Annotated in this window: 17 protein-coding genes; 8 read left to right on the top strand and 9 right to left on the bottom strand. The window is 60.2% G+C overall.

The genetic code is table 11. From position 1 onward, the window contains the following. Window positions 1-66 precede the first annotated feature (66 nt). Genes KI787_06215 through KI787_06195 form a run of 5 tightly spaced genes read right to left on the bottom strand, consistent with a single transcriptional unit; the run spans window position 67 to window position 7,250 of the window. A complete protein-coding gene (locus KI787_06215; GenBank protein MBV6629538.1) occupies window positions 67-1,266 on the bottom strand; it encodes a hypothetical protein in 1,200 nt (399 codons plus the stop codon). Further along, a complete protein-coding gene (locus KI787_06210; GenBank protein ID MBV6629537.1) occupies window positions 1,214-4,663 on the bottom strand; it encodes an AAA family ATPase in 3,450 nt (1,149 codons plus the stop codon). The genes KI787_06215 and KI787_06210 overlap by 53 nt, the downstream gene beginning before the upstream one ends. Beyond that, the gene (locus tag KI787_06205; GenBank protein MBV6629536.1) at window positions 4,656-5,372 is read right to left on the bottom strand and encodes a DUF4194 domain-containing protein; all 717 of its coding nucleotides are present in this window, start codon (window positions 5,370-5,372) and stop codon (window positions 4,656-4,658) included. Before KI787_06205 ends, KI787_06210 begins: the two co-directional genes overlap by 8 nt. Then, window positions 5,369-6,835 (bottom strand): DUF3375 family protein, encoded by a 1,467-nt coding sequence (locus tag KI787_06200; protein ID MBV6629535.1) that lies wholly within the window; start codon window positions 6,833-6,835, stop codon window positions 5,369-5,371. Before KI787_06200 ends, KI787_06205 begins: the two co-directional genes overlap by 4 nt. After that, complete coding sequence (locus tag KI787_06195; protein ID MBV6629534.1) at window positions 6,822-7,250, bottom strand: hypothetical protein; 429 nt, start codon at window positions 7,248-7,250, stop codon at window positions 6,822-6,824. Before KI787_06195 ends, KI787_06200 begins: the two co-directional genes overlap by 14 nt. 119 nt (window positions 7,251-7,369) lie before the next feature. Here KI787_06195 and KI787_06190 point away from each other — a divergent pair, with 119 nt between their 5' ends. Beyond that, window positions 7,370-8,152, top strand: coding sequence for a WYL domain-containing protein (locus KI787_06190; protein ID MBV6629533.1), 783 nt, complete (start codon window positions 7,370-7,372; stop codon window positions 8,150-8,152). A gap of 923 nt (window positions 8,153-9,075) precedes the next feature. Here the strand turns inward: KI787_06190 and KI787_06185 are convergent. Next, the gene (locus KI787_06185; GenBank protein ID MBV6629532.1) at window positions 9,076-9,315 is read right to left on the bottom strand and encodes a helix-turn-helix transcriptional regulator; all 240 of its coding nucleotides are present in this window, start codon (window positions 9,313-9,315) and stop codon (window positions 9,076-9,078) included. 122 nt (window positions 9,316-9,437) lie between these two features. Here KI787_06185 and KI787_06180 point away from each other — a divergent pair, with 122 nt between their 5' ends. The 6 genes from KI787_06180 (at window position 9,438) to KI787_06155 (ending at window position 13,040) form a co-directional block, all read left to right on the top strand. Beyond that, on the top strand, window positions 9,438-9,674 hold the full coding sequence (locus KI787_06180) for a hypothetical protein (GenBank protein MBV6629531.1): 237 nt from the start codon (window positions 9,438-9,440) through the stop codon (window positions 9,672-9,674). Further along, window positions 9,667-10,917 carry a site-specific integrase gene (locus tag KI787_06175; protein ID MBV6629530.1) on the top strand — a complete coding sequence of 417 codons (1,251 nt, stop codon included), beginning with the start codon at window positions 9,667-9,669 and terminating at the stop codon, window positions 10,915-10,917. Before KI787_06180 ends, KI787_06175 begins: the two co-directional genes overlap by 8 nt. Window positions 10,918-10,989: 72 nt before the next feature. Continuing rightward, window positions 10,990-11,271 (top strand): hypothetical protein, encoded by a 282-nt coding sequence (locus KI787_06170; protein ID MBV6629529.1) that lies wholly within the window; start codon window positions 10,990-10,992, stop codon window positions 11,269-11,271. Further along, entirely contained in the window at window positions 11,259-12,182 is a 924-nt protein-coding gene (locus KI787_06165) for a hypothetical protein (protein MBV6629528.1), read from the top strand. Before KI787_06170 ends, KI787_06165 begins: the two co-directional genes overlap by 13 nt. Then, entirely contained in the window at window positions 12,179-12,454 is a 276-nt protein-coding gene (locus KI787_06160) for a hypothetical protein (GenBank protein ID MBV6629527.1), read from the top strand. Before KI787_06165 ends, KI787_06160 begins: the two co-directional genes overlap by 4 nt. After that, complete coding sequence (locus KI787_06155; GenBank protein ID MBV6629526.1) at window positions 12,435-13,040, top strand: hypothetical protein; 606 nt, start codon at window positions 12,435-12,437, stop codon at window positions 13,038-13,040. Before KI787_06160 ends, KI787_06155 begins: the two co-directional genes overlap by 20 nt. A 7-nt stretch (window positions 13,041-13,047) precedes the next feature. Here the strand turns inward: KI787_06155 and KI787_06150 are convergent, their stop codons facing one another. Further along, window positions 13,048-13,515 (bottom strand): hypothetical protein, encoded by a 468-nt coding sequence (locus tag KI787_06150; GenBank protein ID MBV6629525.1) that lies wholly within the window; start codon window positions 13,513-13,515, stop codon window positions 13,048-13,050. Window positions 13,516-13,591: 76 nt separating this feature from the next. On the opposite strand from KI787_06150, the gene KI787_06145 reads away from it, so the two are divergent. Further along, window positions 13,592-13,849, top strand: a complete 258-nt coding sequence (locus tag KI787_06145; GenBank protein MBV6629524.1) for a helix-turn-helix transcriptional regulator — start codon at window positions 13,592-13,594, stop codon at window positions 13,847-13,849. A gap of 268 nt (window positions 13,850-14,117) precedes the next feature. On the opposite strand, the gene KI787_06140 is transcribed toward KI787_06145, so the two are convergent. After that, a complete protein-coding gene (locus KI787_06140; GenBank protein MBV6629523.1) occupies window positions 14,118-17,123 on the bottom strand; it encodes a hypothetical protein in 3,006 nt (1,001 codons plus the stop codon). Further along, window positions 17,117-19,792 (bottom strand): hypothetical protein, encoded by a 2,676-nt coding sequence (locus KI787_06135; GenBank protein MBV6629522.1) that lies wholly within the window; start codon window positions 19,790-19,792, stop codon window positions 17,117-17,119. The genes KI787_06140 and KI787_06135 overlap by 7 nt, the downstream gene beginning before the upstream one ends. Between the last annotated feature and the right edge of the window lie 3 nt (window positions 19,793-19,795).

Raw genomic sequence — 19,795 nt, 5'->3', positions numbered from 1 at the left:
ATGGTCATCGCGTTTTTCAACAGAATCGGCACAAAAGGGTTGGTCGCCGTACACACCTCACGCCCACTAACCTTTCGCGAGCAGTGACGCGGCTGAGGCTACGAGATTGCCAGGCAGCTTCTCCTGCTCCAGTCGCATCCAAACACCACCCTCGACCAGCGCGCACAGCAGCCGCCGCTCATCCTTTGTAAGAAATGTCTCGTCGATCACCGCCTCCCGTTTGGAGTCGCACGCGATCGCCCGCCCACCGTGTTCCGCGTAGACGCCTAGCGATGTCAGCATGGAGGTGACTCCCGGTGCCAATCGCCTTGCCCGCGAGAGAAACGCCAATCCGTCGTAGTCGAGGTCGCCCCAGTAGATAACCCGTCGAAATCGCTTAGCAGCCGATTCCAACCACCCGATGTTGCCGCCTGTTCCAGCCACTGCGACTCCATCTGGCACCTCTGGCAACGCGAACACGCTGGTTGCATTTTCGACCACGAACAACGTTGAGGCAGGCCAGTTCAGCTTTGCCAACGTCTGCCAACCCATTCGCATGCTGTCGGCGCCGTGGAACCGCTGCCTGACCGCTTCGCACAGCGGTCGGACCATCAACCAATCCTTCGGCGGGTGCCGAACACCGAGCCAGGCCAACAACCCACCGGCCTCGGCCACCTCTCCGCAGTAGTGCAGGTCCACCAGCTGCCCAATTAGACGCTCGTGTTGTTCTACGACCTTCGTGCCAACCCCATCGAGCGGCAGCTCGCGCACGTACTCCACACATCCGCGCATGGATTTGAGCTGGACCACAGCTCGAGAGATGTCCTGGACCGTACCCTGATCGAGCTCCACTAAATCCGATACAAAGTGCCGCCAAGTGTCGCACCACCGCGTATCGACGCGCTCTAGGCCCTCCCGAATGGCCGCCCACTCATATGCCGCTGGCGCTCCAAGGAATCCCACCAGATCCTCAAGGGTCTCTAGAATCAGGTGGGTCGGGACCTCCTGCGCACCCAGGCCACGGAGGTTCCGTGTCTCGGTAGCGACCCATTGGGCGACGTCCGGGGCTTTCCAGGCGAGCGCGAACTCTCGAAACTCCGTCAGGCGGTCGATCGCTTTCACGCCGCTTGGCGAGTTCAGTGCGACACGAATGGGCCACACGCGGGTACCGAGCATGCGCCCGCTCAAATTCTGGCGGTTGTCCCACTCCAGCGCCTGCAAGCGCCGACGCACGTCATCCGGCAGCTTCATCGGCTCCACCTTCTTTCCTCCAACGAACTTCACCATCCGGCAGCCGCTCGATCCCCTTGCCGTGCCGAACCTCTAGGAATTTCTCCCATGTGATGTGCTTGAGAGAGCTCGTCTTTGTCCGGTCGTTCATCTCGACTAGAACCACGGCCCGAGTCGCCTGCTCACTGGTGTCGAGTTCCTTGTAGGGCGTCAGCAGATTCATGTGCAGTCGCAGAGCACGGAAGACGGCGATGACGGGCTTGATCATGGCCGTCGACGTGCGTGAGAACGCCTCATCCAGAAATACCGTCGACATCCGCGGGGCCTTGCCCCCGGCCGGCGTCAACGCGTACGCCAGGCTGGCGGCTACGATGAAGCTGCTGAAGCTCTCGCGCTGGCCACCCGACAAGCCTCCCGTACTGCCGCGTGAGGACAGCACCTCGCCTGTCTGGATGTCGGTCTTGTTGGACGAAAACTCCATCCTGTAGCGGGCATCCAGCAAGCGTAGTGAGCCCAGGTTTGAAAGCCGGCTGGGATCCGTGAACGTGGCCAGATGATTCATGGCCACCTCCAACGCGGCATAGCGCTTCTTCGGATCCTCCGACAGGCTGACCGCACGCACTGCATCCACCTTCGCTTCGAAGTCGTCCACCTCCACGAACCGCTGGGCGGTCGGGATGACGTTCAGGCGGGTGCCCGGCTCGAACTCGACGCGACACAGCACGTGATTGACGTCGTCGATTCTCTGCTCGATGTCTTCCTGCTGCTGCTCGATCGACGCCCGCACAGCCTCGAGCGACTGCAGCGCGTTGTGGTTCAGCTTCTCGGTGAAGCGATCCTTGATCTTCGGCAACCGGTCGCGACGAATCTCTTCCAGCAGCCCTAGGTAGCCCTCCATGGACGCAAGGTTGTCGCCTAGATCGCCAGCGTGGGCCGGCCACTTCTCCTTGTACGTGGCCATGACCCTGCACGCGGCTACGCTCGCGTCGCTCAGCTTGTCGGACTCGCCCTGGCTCTCGGCCGCGACAGCGTCACGCAAACGCCGTTCGACGCCACCGGCGTCCTCAAGCTTCTCCCAGGTCACGTCCATCTCGTGGGCTCGGAGCGCTTCAGCGATCTCGGCGTCGATGGGCTCGGAGCCGGCAGTCTCCGCGAAACGAGCCTCACGTCCTTCGTCCTGTTCGATCGCGCTCTCGATGCGGGTCTGGGCGGACCGGGAGTCCTGAAGCACCTCCCGGTTTGCTCGCAGCTCCTGCTTCGCCGTGTCTACTGCCGCCTTTGCCGCTGCCAGGTCTACGTCGTTGTTCTTGAGGTAGTCAATATCCGACTGTCGTTCTCGCTTTTGTGCGATCAAGCTGCCCGCATCAACGCGGTCCCACGTCAGCTCACTCAGCACCTGCATGATCTGAATCCGGTGCCCGATCGCCGTCTGAGCACGATGTGCTGCGTCGCGGTCGCTGTTTGCGGACTTCAGTGCCTCATCAAGCCCGCATGACCGTCGAGCCAGCAGATCACGCCGCACCGCGCCATTATGTCCGGTGTACCAGTTGTCCTCGTCGTCGATCCTCTTGCTGTCGCGCTTGTCGTAGGTTCCTGCCCGGTAGCTCATCAGGCCTTCGGCCGTCATGGCGTTGGCAGTCTCGGCGACCTCCTGTGGCGTGGCCTTAATCGATTTGTCGTACGAAATGAGCTGCCGTTTTGCGGCCTCACGGTATGGGTGGTCCCGCCAATCCAAAAGCCGCATGTAGCCGTCACGCTTGAAGTCCCTGTTCGGGGCGACGTCTTCCCGCACGCCATGGAACCGGAAGTCCACACCCAGGTGTCGCGCGTTGACCCAGCCGTTGATGCTTCCGACCGCGCTTTCGGGCACCAGCAGGTCCAGCCGCGACTTGCCCAGCGCTCGCTCGATGGCCCCACGCAGCGGCGCGTCCTGCGGCTTAACCTGCACCATCTCCCCGAGGAACACCAAGGTTTCAGGATCCAGAGCGAATGCCCCGACCAACTGGTCTCGAATCGACTGAAACGCCTCTGGGATGTTGGACGTCCGGCCCTTTCCAACAATCTGCGCCAACTCCTCGTCGACCGACGCTTTTTGCTCTGCGAGGTTCTGACTCTTGGCGTACTTATCGCCGAACTCATCGGCCGCCTGCTGTCGCAGTGCGTCGGCGTCGGTTGCGATCGCCGCCGCACGTGCACGAATTTCGGTAAACGCTTCCTTGGTCAACCCGTCACCGGCTAGCTCCACGCCCAGGCCGGCGGCCTGGGACATACAGTCCTTCGCGGCGGCTGAGGCTCCCCCGATCTGCTCATCCAGCCGTGCAATCTTGCCCTCGAGTTCAGCGATGTCATTGCCGCCTGACAGCAGATAGGTACTCTGGGCTTCCTCTGCCCGCACTTCCAGTGCATCGACCTCCGCCTTGGCGTCGGCCACGATGCCCTTCTGGCGCTGCAGGTCGTCCCGCAGCTTCGCCAAGCGCCCCCGAACCAGTTCGAGCGCCTGCCCTGACACATAGGCGGGTACAGCGCCCAACTGAGCCGTGAGCGCATCCAAGCGGTCCTGCAACGCCTCGATGCGCTCCTTGTAACCTTCTAGGGGCGCCAGCTTGGCTTCCTGTTGCTCGGCGACCGCCATCTCCTGGTATATGCCTTGCAGCTCGCGGAATTCCTGCACAGCGTCGATCGCAACCGCCGCCGCCTCACCCGGCTCGAGCACGAAGTCGCGGATCAACGCGGTGAGGTCGCGGACCTCCTTGAGCCCCATCGCTTTGACGATTAGCGCCGGCGCCTTAGGGTTTTCCAGGCCCAGCGCCGTGTGGTACGCAGCCTCATAGTCGTCCCACTTCTGGAAGAACTGCACCGAGGTGTCATTGCCATACCGGGCTTCCAGCCAAGATCGGTCGATACCGGCTGAGTTTGAGACCCCCGCTTCCAGGACTTCGGGCAGCTCTAGCTTGCGCCGTGCGAGCACGTACAGGCGCTTCACATCGCTCTGTGCCATACCCGGGCCGGCGATCCAGAACAGCGCCATCAATGTGACGTCGGTTCCGTCCGTGCCAGCGTACCGGGCACTCACGCCTGAATAGGTGGCACCGGTGCGCATCATCTTGGGGATCGTGCGTGCCCCGTCCCGCTCGGAGTCGTAGGCTCCACGGACGTAGGTCACCAGGGAACGGTCTTTAGCATCCTCGGAACTGGCCGCAGTGTTGAATCGGGTCTGCGTGGGTTTGAGGAGCAGCACCTGCATGCTATCGACCAGCGTGGATTTGCCTGCACCTGTATCCCCGCAGATCAGCGTTCCCTGGGGGTCGATGGGCGCACTCCAGCCACCGCTGAATGACCCCCAGTTGTGGACGCTGAGCGCAGTGAGTCCGTACTGCAGGTCTGGGACTAGGTCCTCGAGCGTGTAGCTCTGGAGTTCGGTTGGGTCGGCGACGCCGAGCGTGCTGTCAGCCATCGGCTGCCTCCTCATTGACGGCGTTCGCGCCCGCTTTCTTCTCGGCGAGCTCCCGGAACTCGCTCACCAGCCCGGTCAGCCACCGGGCGTCCACTACGATGGCGATGACGGGCGTGATCTCGTAGACGTCATCCTGACCGCGAACCTTGTTCAGAATGTGCCACTTGTTGAATCGATCGACCGCCGCGCCGACCTTCTTGTTGAACAGCGCCTCACTGCTGTCGTAGATGGCCATGAACGGCTGCAGGCGCTGTTGCAGCGTCTCTAAGTCGACCTGGATGGTGATGTCCTGCTGGGCCTGGCGCTCTCGGTAGTAGTCACGCAGCACGACAGCCGTCAGCGAATCGGTCAGCGACAGGGTCGAGCGCCGAACCAGGGGGTGGGCATCCTCGTCCTCGTCATCGTCGGGGGTCGGCAAGCGCAGCATCACCACGCCCACCGTCTCCTCCACCGTCATGGAGAGACCCAGCTCGTTGAGCAGGGTGCGTACGGAGGCCTGGCTGCCGGTCAATGCACGGTACAACTCCGGGTGCTTCGAGTGGTAGACCACACCGTGACCCAGTAACCACTGCTGCGCCTTTCGCAGTAACGTGATCTCAGCGGAGTCGCCCAGACTCACGCCGGCGGCTTCAACGTCTGTGGTCCCGCGGTTCTGCTCGGGCGGGACCGCATCAACGGTCACAGGCGTCGTCAGGTCATCACCACTCATAGGTTCAGCTCACGTAGGTCATCCGGGAACCGGTCCGTTCCCATGAGGATCGCCGGCACTGTCGCGCGGCAGCGCTCGCCGGCCTTGGTCCAGAACTCAATCTCCTCGGTCATCTGCAGGTCCAGCCCGCCGACTGCCTTGGCCACCCGGAACGTCCCAATCAGCTCTTCCAGCCCGCCGGTGATGAGAGACGCCTTGGCGTAATCGCCAACGGTTGCCGTCTGTCCGGACTGGGACGCGATGAACTCGGCCATACGCTTGGCCAGGGCTAGTACTTGGAAGGTCGACATGCGCTCGATCTGCTCGTCGCTTAGGTCGTCATCGACCTCGTGGGTGACAACCTCGACGTCAAAGTTCACGTGCTTGGGCGCTGCCAGACGCAACGCGTCCGGCGAGTACAGCGCCAGACTGCCAGTGTTGATGGCTACCGACCGCATCTTGTGGTGCGGCGACACATCCACGCCCTTGGCGATTTCCAGCGCAAGACGTTTGACCTCAGCGAGCATCCGATCGATCTCCACGCGGTCTGCTCGGTTGGCCGTCTGCACGTAGCCCGACAGCGCAGCACCCATGCGCTTGCGCCTGCTGCGAACCCGCCCACTCTCGGCCATCAACTCGGATGTCAGGCGTTTGAGAAAACGCCTCTCGCCGGGTTCGAGGAAGCGTGCCGCGGGTGATTCCAACAGGCGCTTGAGCTTGGCCTGGAACTCCTGGCGCAAATGGGAGTTGGCGAGCAGGTCATAGAAGCCTTCGAAGGCCATTCCCGCTGGCGTCCGCTTGATAGCGTCCTCGTTGTCCAGTGCCTGCTCGATCACCGCGCCGCGCCCATCGTCGCTGGCGTTGATCTGCTCGAACAGCAGGCGACTACGCTCCCGGTACTGGTCATCCAGCAGCCTGAAGTCGCCCGCCAGCCGCGTGGCAGCCGCCAGGATGTGGCGGACGGCCTCTTTCTGCTCCTGGTCGCTCGGCAGCTCGAAGTCTCCCGCCATGATGCGCTCGTGCTCGGCCCGCAGTTCTTCCATCTTGGCCAGCACGATGTCACTGCGCTCGCTCTGATCCTCGGAGAGCGCGTAGAGCAGGTCGTCCACGGAGTCCTGCATGATCTTCAGGTGCGTGGCGGTGGCCGCGATCTCTCGCCGATCCAATCCGCTGGCAAACGAAATCGCCGTCGCGCAGGCGTCGGTCATTACGTAGTGGCCATCCTGATCCCGAATGTACCCGGCCGCAGTCCACTGCCGGAGCAGCACCTTGGCGTTGACGTCTGTGTCGGCCCACCCGGACTGCCAATCGGCCAGGTAGGCGTTCAGCGCGGTATGCGCTTGAGCCACCGGCACTTCCGAGTTATCGACGAACAGGGACTCGAGGAAAGCCAGGGTGTAGGAGGACTTCGAGGCCTTCAGCAGCGTCCACGCCGCATGCTTGCTCAGCCGCTCGTAACGGTTGGCGCGCTCACGGATGTTCATTGGGGCCCCGCGCCGCCGGCCCCAGCCGGTAGGCATATTCCTTCCAGTCGGCGAAGCGCTTCTCGTTGACCTCGTCGTCCCGATCCAGAGCTCCTGGGTTGCGTAGCGCTTGGATCAAGTCTGGGCTGACAATCGTGTTGAATTCCATATTGCTCTTACAGGCCCACCACGCTGACTCACGCGGAGGCGTTACCGCGAGCTCTCCGGGCAGCCAGTACCCGCCGAACATCGGCACCAGAAGGTCGTCACCGTGGCGCAGGCGTTGCACTACCTTCCGGATGGAGTCCGCAAAGGACTCGCAGACGAATCCGGGCTTAGGCACACGCTTCAGGACGTCGATGAGGCGGCTGGGCAGTTTGCGGTTATCGACGAGCAGTTCGATGGCCATGCGGCTTCGTTGTGGAGGGCGTATCATTTAAGATAACTTATCTTATAAGATACGAACAGGAAAGCCCCTGCAGTGCCGACCGATCCAGATCACAACATGCCCATCGCATGACCAGGCCCAATAACAGCGAGGAGCGTCAGCGCTTCATGGAAGCAGTTCTGCTCTACGAGGGCCGTATCAGCAACCAACGCCTCCGGGAGCACTTCGGCGTTCAGCAGGTGCAGGCCAGTCGGATGTTGGCCGAGATCAGGGAGTCTCACCCGACCACCGTGAAGCCGGCCGGCAACGGGGACCGCGGCACCTGGATCGCTGGGCCCAAGTTCAAACCGGCGGTGTTCGAGGGCGGGTTCAACGCCTACATGGAGATGGCCGGCCGGTCGGTGGCGGTGGTTGAAGACGCCCACCGTGATCTGACCGATGTGGATGCCGAGTTGCACCGCGCTCTGCACACGGCTGCCACCGCTGGCAACGGCGTGCTGGTGATCTATCACTCCATGACTCGTCCTGAGGGTGTGGAGCGCACCATCTACCCCCATGCGTTCGTCCGTGGCGGCCGGCGCTGGCATGTGCGCGCTTTCGACGTGCTGCGCGGTGAGCACCGCAACTTCAATTTGGGCCGCATGCTCCTGGCACACGACGGTGAGCCTGCCGTCGCCGAGGTCCCAGAAGACGTCGACTGGAGCGAGTCGGCCGATCTGCGCCTGATGGCCCACCCGGGCCTTACGAGCGGCCAGGAACAGGTGATCCGCAACGAACTGTTCCGCGGGACCGCAGGACGCATCATTCGATGTCGGCGGGCCCTGATCCCGTTTGTACTCCAGGACCTACGCGTGGCGACTCATATCGACGCTCACCAGCCACCGGATTACCAGCTCGTGTTGATGAACGCCGATGACTTGGCGCCTTGGGCGACGTTCGGGTCGACCTGATGGGCTACCCCGTGGCGTGTTTGCCGGGCGGTGCTGGTGCTATCGCATGGGCGATCTATGTTGTATCGCAGCTGTGCAACCCCACACTGCACTGAGTTTCAGGCCATACAGCTTGGCATGTGCTGTCCGTAAGTTTGTCGCCTCAGATGAGGGCTTCTGTCACCAGTTCACAGAAGATGAAACTCGTGCAACTGAGTAGGTCGCTGCTTGTCGCATGGCAGGAATAGAGGTGACCCTGCGTCTTTGGAATATCGAAGCCCCGCTCAGTGGTGGCCGCTGACCGGTGTTTGGCACTTTCCCGCCATGCGAATGGGGAGGTCTGACAGAGAATGTGTTCTCCCTATCTACTGGAGAACGCGGTGACCACACTCATTGATCTGCGAGCATTCCCAAAACAAGCCACGCACCCAGCGAACGATCTCCCACTGTATGGCTTAGACCTTTGTCTAGACCCTGATCCAGCCGGTGACGTAGAGATCCAAATTGCGGTTGCTCAAATCTGCCTGCTCCACTGGTGCGTTGGCGATTGGCTGATGGCTCATCTCGTTTTCGCCGAAGAAGGTGTGCAGCACGTTGGCCAAGCACTCCTCTCAGTGGACGAACTTCGATTTTTTGATCGGCTTGCCGGCTACCCAGGCGACAAGACTGCCGATGAATTCGCGTCAGGCCAGGGCCCAAGAAACGTCGCTTTAGATTGGACAGCAATGCCACTCGCTCTGGCACCAAGGCCGTGGTTCATTGGCGCTAAGCCGCCGGCGGTTATGGGAATCCGGTCGGATAGTTTGCTGCTATACCCGACGCCCGGGATACGACTGGCATAGCTCGGCGCGTTTGAACCTGCCGGTTTGCTAGGCGCGCTCGTGAAGTCTCGCGCCGTCCTCAGGAGTGACCATCTCAAGCTGAGTATCGCGACAGCGGAGTTATTACTCGTCGGTGCTCTTGTTTTCTGGAATGTGCTCGACCAAGTCTGAAATGCCGCACTCAAAGTAGTTGCATAGCTTGTCCAGCACTTCAGTGCTGGTGCTGTACCCCTTCTGGTTCATCAGACGCGACAGCGTCATCCGGTGGAGCCCCGTTTCGTCAGCGATCCGCTTTACCGAAAGAACCTCCCCGTCCCGGTATTGCTTGTCTGCGATCTGTTCTGAGAGGCGGAATCGGATCATATCTGCAACAAATATGTTTCAAATGCTATTGACATGCATCCCATGATGCTTATAATGAGCAGCAAGTGATGCAAATATGTGTCACCTGCTACTTGCATTAGGCCACAGAGAGGGAACATAGCATGAGCAAGACCTATTTGACGACAGCTGAGCTGTCTGAGCGCATCAAGTACGACGTCCGCACGATCCGCAACCGACTCAAGGATTCGGTGCTGCTGGAGGGCCGCCACTACGTCCGCCCGTTCGGCGGGCGCAAGATTCTGTATCTCTGGGAAACCATCGAGAGCGACATGTTTCAGCCCATCGCTGACAACGATCTGTGCATCCCGATGGCATCAGGCGGTGTTTGCCATGGGTAGCATTGCAGTCCGAGAGGGGATGCTGTACTTCGATTTTCGCTATCGGAAGACGCGGTGTCGCGAGTACACACGGCTTCCTGACAACGCGACCAATCGCAAGCGCATGGAGAAGGTCCTGGCGCGCATCGAAGGAGACATCGTCGAGGGCGTGTTCGACTACGCCCGCTACTTCCCTGACAGCCGCCGTGCACGCGATTTTGATACCCCATCGCGCGGTGGGAGCCCTCTCCAAGTCGCATCACGGCATGCCGACACAGAGCCTGCTCCGCTGTTCTCTGAGCTGGTTGAGAAGTGGAAGCACCAGAAGCAGGTTGAGTGGCGGGACTCCTATCGCACTGCAGTGGACTCCATTCTCGATCGGCATCTGTTGCCAGCATTCGGCGATCAGACCGTCGATCAGATTGATCGCGATGCGGTGCTCGCGTTTCGTGCGGACTTGGTGAACGCAGAACGCGTGACCTGCGGTGGAAATGGGAAGAGCGAGCGCAAGCTCAAGCCGGCAACCGTGAACCGTGTCATCGGCATTCTCCGGATGATCATGGAAGAGGCATCGCTCATCACCGGTGCCCCGAATCCGTGTGCATCCGTCAAGCGGCTGAAGGTTCGCAAGACGGATATTCAGCCGTTTACCGTCGAGGAGATGCGCCAGATTCTGGACGCTGCGCGGGAAGACTATCGACCTTACCTCACACTGCGATTTCTCACAGGGCTTCGCTCCGGCGAAGTCCATGGGCTGAAGTGGCGGCACGTCGACTTTGACCGCCGGCAACTATTGGTTCGGGAGACCTACAGCCACGGCCGGACGGAGTACACCAAAACGGATGGTTCCCAGCGTGAGATTGACCTGGCGCAGCCCGTGATCGAGGCGCTAGAGCAGATGAAGCCAGAAGGTTTCGATGCCAACCCCAGGCAATTTGCTGACCAGTACGTTTTTGCGACACGTGCTGGCGGGCCCGTGAACAACCAGAACTTCGTCAACCGCGTTTGGAAGCCCCTGTTGCGGCATCTCGACATCGAGGATCGTCGGCCGTATCAGATGCGCCACACCTGCGCGACGTTGTGGTTGGCTGCTGGCGAAGCACCCGAGTGGATCGCCCGGCAGTTGGGTCACACGACGACGGAGATGCTGTTTCGCGTCTACTCGCGCTATGTACCCAACCTCACACGGCGTGACGGGTCCGCCTTCGATAGCTTCGTTTCAGCTGCAATGCACGGCGGCGTCGAGGAGGCTGAGGATGCCTAGCGACAACACACTGGGATTCATTGGATACACGAGCTTTTTGGTTCTAAGCCGAGTACTTGCGGAGGCAGCACGATGATCGGCGAAGAAACACTGACCAAGCTGATGCGGCAGTCCGCAGAACGGACGATTCAAGCTCGCATGATTCAAGTGCTGCTTTCGAGCATTGGTATGCGTGCCGACAGCACTGAACTCGTCATGCCACTTGGCGCGGACTGCTCAGCGGACAATGCCGCGGCAGTCGGTGAGTGGCTGCACAGTCAGGAGGCCGGTTCAAAAGGTGCCTCGCCGGCCACGCTGCGGGCGCGCCTTCAGCGGCGGCTTGCGCTTTGGGAGAGTGACCAATGGGATACCTAGCTGCGGGAACTCACGTTCGCGTAGTGGCCGAGCGCCTTCGGATACTTCGCGACTCCCAAGGCTTGCTCCGCTCGCAGATTATCCACATGGTGTCGCGGCGCGGCGAATTTGCGCTCGACATCGATCGCGAAGACGTTCAAGAGTTCGGGAAGTCACCGAATCACCTTGTCGAGGGTGTGTGCAGCAGCGAGCTGATCGACGGCCTGCCGCTCGTTGAAGCGCTATGCACCCGGCGCTTGGATCACTTTCCAGTCGTGCGCGCCAGCAGTGCTGCGCTTGATTCTCTCGCGGACGAACTGTCAGTCGACGAGCAGCTAGAGCTTGCTGCGGCCCCGGTCGAAGACGCAAACCTTCGGAGGTTTCTGCGGCAAGCATTCGAACTACGACAGGTTGGATGCGGCTTCTTCACGGCGCCCGCTAGCCGGGCAAACCACCACGCATTCGCCGGTGGTCTTGCCGCCCATAGCATTGAAGTGGCCGTGCTCTTTCATCGTCAGGCAGTCGGACCCGTTCCATTGCCGCGATGGCAGGTCGAAGTGGGGGTTGTCGCGGCGTTGCTTCACGACGTGGGCAAACTCGTACCGCCACTACGCCAACCGCAGATAGAACCCGTGCGGCTACGCCATGAAGCTGCGGCGATCGAACTGCTACGCGCACCACTAGCCAGCTTGGCGGGAGAGGCGCCGGAGTTGGCAGACGCTGTCGAGTACTGCCTGTACGGGCACCGGCATCACCCGAGCGAATCGGGCCGACTCATCCACTGTCTACGTTCTGCTGACCAGTTTTCGGCCGCAACATGCAATGAGAGCGTTGCCGAGGTCTTTGGCACGCGCCTCGGGCGTCACGTGGTGCTGGACAACTCAGGCCCAGCGCGCGAGTACTTCGCGCCAACTCTCGGAAATGCGGCATGAACGGCATTCACCCGGAGTTGGTCGAGCTCATTACTGTCGTTGGATGGTTGGGCCTGATCAGCACACTCGTAGCGGTGCTTGCACCGGTACTGCCGCAACGCTGGCGGGACAGCGAATGGATCCCACTCTTCGAGACTGTTGGAGTCGCAAGCGCGGTGGGACTTGCTTTGCTGGTTCTCTCAATCCTTGACCATGAAACAGCAGTGGCAACTATCGCAGCGATCGCATTCATCACAACTGTAGGAGCAAGCCATGACGACTTCCTCTCTTGAGCGGGAACCCGGAACCGGGAACCACGACAGCGTTCCCGGTTCCGACGCGGCTGCAGCGCCCGCCGCTGCGATTACAGATGCTGAGCTTCGTGATGTTGCGATCTCGATCTACCAGCAGTCTGGACGCATCCCACGTGTGACAGATATTTGCCGTGCCGCAGGCGGCGTGCGCAAAGCCCGAGCGGTCAATGCCCGCCAGCAAGTTGCAAAGCTAGCTGCCGAACAGTCACTGCGAAGTTGGGTACAGATGTCGCCAGCGTTTGAGGCGAGAGTTCGGGCGCTACTCAGTGAGTTTGTGGATGCAGCGAAATCGCACTGTCGAGAGAAGCTGGACGAACGCTTGGCCGAGTCCGACGAGACCACAGCGTCAGCCCAAGCAAATGCGGCGCTTTTGGCGGACCAGCTCCACGACTCCATTCAACAGCAACGCACCGCGGATGCGGAGCTTTCCAGTATGAAGGCTGACCTCGCAGCCAGCGAGGCCAAACTCGCTCGTGTGCGCCGAGATTTGCGTAGATTCCGAACGCTGGCTTTGGAGCGTAAGGCAACGCTCGATGCCTTGTTGCTACCGGTCGAGTCCGGGTAGAACGCGCTTACTGCTGTGAGCGAGGTGCCTCTCGTTTTCGCCAGATGAGTACAAACCTTCGGTGTGAAGGTGCTGGGCTGGCAGGCGCACGCTCCCATCGACAACCCAGGTCGTAGACGCTGTCAGGCTCAACCTGCAGCGTAAACGTTGCCGGCCGAGCGCGTTCGACAACTTTCCACCAGTGTTGGGGGTCCTCGTGATCCGTGCACTTGTACGTGACGACGTTCTCGCCAGGATCGACTACGAACACATTGCTGTGGGTTGAATGGTCGATCAGCGAAAATCGTTGCCCGTTGATCTCCTTGATGTCCGCAGCATCCGGCCCCGGGTTCTGAAAATTGCCGGCGTCGTAGACTCGCAGTTCAGACCGTTGCGATGGATCCGAGCCTGGCGCATAGGCTTGGTGGTCGGGAAGTAAAGCGCATCCAGAGATCAATAGTGCGCTAAGAATCCCGAGCTTCGGAAGCTGTTGCATGGTGTAGGCCAAGTAAAAACTCGGGCCGAGTATATCCCTTTAAGGGATAATTTGGGTGCGTCTCTAGCATTTGGCTATGGGACGCCTTCGATGGAGCAATGAACGGAAAGTTGTAGCGGATTTGCTCCGCGCGAAGCGCGAGGATGCCGGGCTCACACAAGTTGAACTTGCGGTAGCTCTTGGAAAACCTCAGAGCCACGTTAGCAAGTTCGAATCCGGAGACCGGGGACTCGAATTGCAGGAAATAGACGAGGTCTGTCTGGCTTGTGGAACGACGATTGCCGATTTCGCGATCGCTTATGAAGCGCGCGTACGTAAACCGTCTTCCAACTAGGCTTGTCGGGCTAACCTAGCCTTATTGGGAAGCCAACGACGCGTTGGAAACACCGCAATACCCAGCAAAGCCTGAGATGGCGGCAACCGCAAGGCAAACGCATACGGTCACGGCGATAGGCAAGTTGGCCGTCGTGCAGCCGTAGGCGGCAAAGCAGGCGGAAAGGTTTAGCGCATCAGATACGGTCATCGCGACCTCTTGTTGTTGTTTGCCAACAGCCTAGCATTCCTGCCTGACGGGCCTCTTGGCCTGTCAGCCCCAGCAGGTCTCAAACAAACATATCCGCTTGCCCTAGCTTCCTCAGCTCAGCGCGAGCGTAGCTCGGCAATCGCTTGAGGCACCAAGTCACCGTTGATTGAAGACGGCTGCGCTCCGGCGCTGCCCCCGGTCGAGGGTCACGGATGCGCAGCCAAACCACGCCTGGGGCACCTTTCTTTGCAAGCCGCCGCAAGTCTTTGGGCGAGATCGTTTCTCGGACCTTATTGCGCTCCCTGTTTGGTGTGAAGACATGCTTCAAATCGACTTGGACTGTCTCGCCGAAGGCAGACTCGAATGACGCAAGCCAATCATTCGCTTCGTTGATTTTCATCGATGACAGATCACTGTTTTTCCGCAGGCCGGCAGCGAGGGTGTCCAACATCCGCACTCGGCTCTCCACCTCGGCACTTGAGGCATCTCGAACTAGGTCGAGCATCGATTGAGCACAGTCAATTTGCGCCTGACCGGTAGGCTCTCCACGCTGATCGTACGCTGTCTCGGCCGATGCCCCGGAGTCTGTGGCGCGCAAGCCCTCGAGTGTTAAGTGCTCAAGCGGCCGGGACGTGAATGCTGGGTCGTAACGGCTGTCTCGGACAGATTCGTGGTTTATCATCCTGCCGCCAGAAAGCGCCCCGATTCTCTTGTGGAGGGCTTCGAGGTCGTCGGTCTGGACCCGTGTGGTCGGGCAGAGCCCCATCGCTGCGGTCAACAGTGCTGCCTCCCCTGCCGCGAAGCGTGGATGCCGCTGCTTATCCGCCAGATCAACCCGCTCAAACGTCTGATCGCACGCGAGAAATAAGACGAGATCCATTGTGTGGATGTAGTGCTGGAACGTCGTTGACTCAGACGCATGGCCCATCATCATCGAGATAGCTGCGCAGACGCTGCCGTCGCCTTGCAGGGGGCTTTTGATTTCAGGCATGAGCGCTGCGGCGCGGGTTGAGGCATCCGCCATCCAGTCTGAGAAAAATGGATGATCGTGCACGCTCAGCTTGCGCCATCTCAAGATTTCCGTCAGCGCTCCGAACTCCGTCAAGCTCCCAAAGCTATGTCTGAGGTTGTGGGGATGCAGGTGCGGGTCACCGACAATTTTGTTGAGAGCGACCTTCAGGTCTTGCCGGCAGCGATGCTCTTTAACCGACTTTTCCGAGGGCTCGGTTTTGCCTTTGCAGAACGGGAAGCCTGCCGCCGTAGCAGCGATCTCGGAATGTTCGCGAAGCAACACCTGGTAGCGCTCATCTAAATCAAGCAATGGCAGGCGCCTGACGCCATTGCGAGTTTTTGTCGTCCGCACATGATTGTCGCGCACAACGAATTCGTGCCCTCTGGAATCTCGTCGTTGGGAGCCAACGGCCTCCTGAAAGCGCAGCGATCGAAAGAAGGCCAAGATGACCAACGCACGAGCGTTCAGAGAATCGTTCGCGTTGAGCTTGCGGGTACGCTCGCCGCTCTCAAGCTCGAAGAGAACGGCATCAGCTTCAGCATGGGTCACGATTCGGGCACTGACCGCATAGCCGCCAGCGCTGAATCCTTCGATTTGGACATCAGGCAGGTCAAGCCCAAGCTCTTGCCGGACGAACTGATGGAATTGCCGTAGCGTCCCGAGAACACGGTCCTTGTTCTGCGGGCTTGTCGTGGCCTCTCCAACGGCCTCGTAGATGCTGGTCAGTGAATCCTCATCGATGCCAGACAGGTCGTCAGGAAACGCTTGCAGAATCCGATTCGCGAGCTGCCCTTTGTATAACCGTATCGTGCCTGCGCGAAGTGGATTCTGGCTGTCTGCTCGACCGCTTGCCAGCCATTGAATCCACCGGACGATCAACACCTCAGTCCGTAGTCGAGCCTTCCCGCCTTTCTGAGACGACCGGAGCAGCTTCGTCAGTCCTGAGTCCCACTCATCCATCGGCGCGCGCATGACACGATTGAGTTCGCCGATGAATCCGCCCTCATCGAGCTCGCCAGACAGTGCAGCGTCCAACCAGTCGTCTTCTGTTTGGCCGCTCGCGTCGCTTGTCGAGTGCCTTGTCTGGTCAAGATCAGGTGCCGCCCGCGCATCAGTTGGCGTCGGCTCAGAAAAATGGCAGCCAATCAGTCGCAGCCATGTATCCAGGGTCAGGGAGGTGCAGCCGAGTTCTCCTGCCGCATACGTGGCCAGGATCGGGCAGGTATTGATATGCACCCACTCGGCAACAGCCTTGCAAATGCGGTTCACGGTCCAGCCCCGGGGGCTACGGCTGCCGCTGCCAAAGATGTCGTTGAGTGCAGCGCCGACGCACCGCTTCACCAGCCGCCGGAAATGCTTCTTCGGGTTCCTGTGGCGAGTGCTGCCTTGCGGCTCGGGCAAATCAGCAGCCTTGCGGGCGGCGATAGCCCACAGCGAAAGCGTTGTGGGATCGACAAAGATGCGCCGTACATGTGTGCTCGCATGGCTGTTTGCATCCACCACAACATCCATCCAGGCCCACCCACTGCCAGACTCGGCATGGGGTTTTTCTGCCAGTTTTCTGAGGGCCGCGGCTAAGGTGTTCTCGCCACACAAACGCGAGCGGAGCATCAGCGCGAGGAGAAAGTAGCCGGCCTTTGACTCAGCCGTCGCAGTTTTGCAAACGTGCCGACGCTGACGCACGGCGTAGTTGAAAGCATCGATCAGGTCAGCGAGATCCTCCTGTGTCTTTCCGAAATCCTTGCTGACCCGGTTTTTACTGCCAAAAGCAGGCAAGTAGGTCTTGGCCTTGTCTGCCGAAGACCGGGAATCTGGTTTCAGCTGCGCAAGCCGCCTTTCGAGCAGATTGAGCAACAGCGGGCTCGGAACAGTGGGCGCTACGCGGTCGAGCACCAGCGGTATCGCACGCTGCATCACGCGGTCAGCAGACAGCTTCTCAGGCTGGTCGAGAACGAATGGCTCCGTTTTCGACAGCTGGTGCATAACGCCAAGAAGCTCTCTGTGGGCCACAAGTGCCAAGTCCGATGCGTCATCTGGCGGGGTAGACCAGATCGGTGCGATCTCGCCTACCATTGAAACGTCATCGGCTGAAAACCGACACTCGCCAGCACATCCGGAACAGGGCCGCTCGCGAGTACCCTCATGCGTTGCAACGCATAGCATGAGAATGGGTCATGGGGTGAGGCTCGATCAAACCAATGACCGAAGAACGCATCAAGATCACACCCTTCCACGGAGGGGTGTGCAGCCAGTTCAGTGCGCATAAACCTACGCAGAGAGTACGGCTCAAGCGGGTAATAGGCTGCGGTTGCCCGTTCGAAGTGTATTGGACGGAGGGGTTCGAAATTTCCGTCGATGAAGTATAGAAGCGCTGCGTTCGCCAGTTTGTTCGGTCGTCTTGGCAAGAAATCCGTAGCCCGCGCCAAGTTCAAGTACTCAGCGTAGTGGCGAAGGTGCGAGACGATGGCATCGCACAGAATCGATACTCGCCGGTGATAGTCTGTCCGCGCCTTATCCGTCCAGCTCACCAGCGCACCTAGGAGTTCGGACACCGACTTGAAGCGCGGGTCGACGATAGACCGCAATGCGATGCCCAAGTGCATGCTCGAGTACGTGTACAGCGTGTACTGATTGTGCTTGGCGTACAGATCATCAGAATCGCAGTTGCGCAACCCTTGGAGCAACGTGGAAACCGCTGTTCGGGTCGGCACACGCTTGGCACCGTAGCCTTTGTCTGCGCTGCCTGGCAGCAATTCGACGCTGGACGGATTGACACCCAGCGGCTCGAATGCATTCGCATACGCTGTCTGCACCTCGTCAGCGGTGTAGTGTGCGTAGTGAGCGACGGATCCAGAGTGCGCATGTTTTCGGCCAGTGATCAATGAGGCAAGACCGATGTCGCCAGAGGTCGCGATGACAAGGCGCTCGAACAGCGAGCGTTCCACGCCAGCAATCGATACCGCGCAACCCGGGGTGACGGCCTCGATCCAATCAGCAATCAGCTTCCGGCGTTTCTGGGTTAGCTTCTTCGCAGCAAGCTGACTACCGTCAAGCGCGGACGGGTTTGATCTCAAGAAATTCGAGAATCCGACGAGGTCCGGCAGTACAAGGCGTTTGTTGACCGGCCGCTCAATCGCAGTGATTTCCAGGTCGCGCCAAGCCGGAGGCTCGAACGGAATGCTCCAACACGCTTCGGAGCGACAGAAACAGATGGTCTTCTCGAGAATTTCTGCCTCAGCTTGATCCAGCACAATCCGAACTTCGAACGCGTATTTGTATGCCCGGCCAAGAGCAAGGGAGCAAAGCCACGGACCAAGCGCCTCGCTCAGGCGTTCGCGCAGGTCGTTCTCGCTCTCTGATGGATTAGCGTCGAAGAAGGCGCCTGGTATCTGCCCCTCAGTGATCGCTCGCAACAACGCGGCTCCGTCAACGGCGTGCAGCGAGTCAATTCGGAACGGTAGAAGTAGGCGGTATCGCCGCGCCTGCTCGGCTGCCCACCGCGCCTGGTGTGCTTGAGAGCCTGCAGTAGCTGGTCGCTTGGTCTTGGATCGACCTTCCGACTCTGCCAAGATCGATTCGAGTAGCTCGCCTTCAATACGGTCATCGGTGGGCATCCAGCGGTCGTCGTATCTAGGGTCATTCGGGTCATCGGAGCCCGGCGGGAGCCGGCCCATAACGCTTCCGCCGCCCGCGTCTCCGGATGGCTGCTCGACATAGTCGGAACCGGGGAGTCGTACGTAACCGTCTCGCAGTGCGCGACGGGCTGTACCCCGTGGTGCGTTCCGGGAGCCCGCACGTATCTTTGCAGCCCGAGAGTTCGCACGATGATGGAATGGACGAACCGCCTCCAGCAGACGGCTGAGCTGCGCCACTCTGCGAGCGGCCATCTGGGACCAGATACCTGAGGATTCGGCAGCCACAACCAAAGCGCCGAAATCATCCGGGCTGCTGGCCGGGGAGATCGCCAAGCGAACTTGTTTGTAGTCTTCATCCGGGGATTCATCGATTGCTGAATCGCCCTCTGTCGAACCCCCGTCAGATTCTGGTTCGTCGGTCGGCACATCGGCAGGATCGAAGTCGCCATCGTGTTCAGCGTCGGCGAGCCCCAACTCGGGGTGTGCGAGTTGCCGAACGGCAACTGCCGCATTTGCGACGCGGCTCGCCAGCGTGTCGCCGGACGATTCCTGGACCAGCTTCAACGGCGAGCTTGCTGGCCACTCGCCTGTCTTCCAGTGTTCGCGGCAAAATGAGAAGTAGCTGTCCGGTTTGACCTGAGAGTTGGCTGCAAGGATATGGACCGCGACTTCCGCCGCGATTTGCTGATAAGCCGGTCCAGTTGCACCGTCATCCCACGCCGGGTTCAGCTCGTAAAACAGAAGACACCAGAAGTGCATCCGGGACAGGCAATATCCGCGCAGGGGATGTCGCGCATCTTCCGAATCCCTTGCCATGCGTAGCTTCTTTGGGTCGTCGGCGGGCAGCGGGAGAGCTTCCAGGTACTCCAGCATCACGTTGATCTGCCGCCTCAGCTGATCGGCGCGATCAATCCGCGTCGTAGTCACAGAGAAGCACGCATCGAAGGATGCCTCCGCCAGATTCAGCACCTCTATAGTGCGACGGAGTCCATCGATCAGGTACTCACCGCTCGGCGGCATGCCAAGAATTGCAACTAGCGTCCGCGCATCGGCCTCGGTCATCGAGTTGGACTGTGCGATCTCTTTGCACAGTACGTCCAAGGGCATGAG

Source organism: Oceanococcus sp. HetDA_MAG_MS8 (assembly GCA_019192445.1).
In the GTDB taxonomy this organism is placed as follows: domain Bacteria; phylum Pseudomonadota; class Gammaproteobacteria; order Nevskiales; family Oceanococcaceae; genus MS8.
This window is presented reverse-complemented; position numbering and strand designations above follow the sequence as displayed.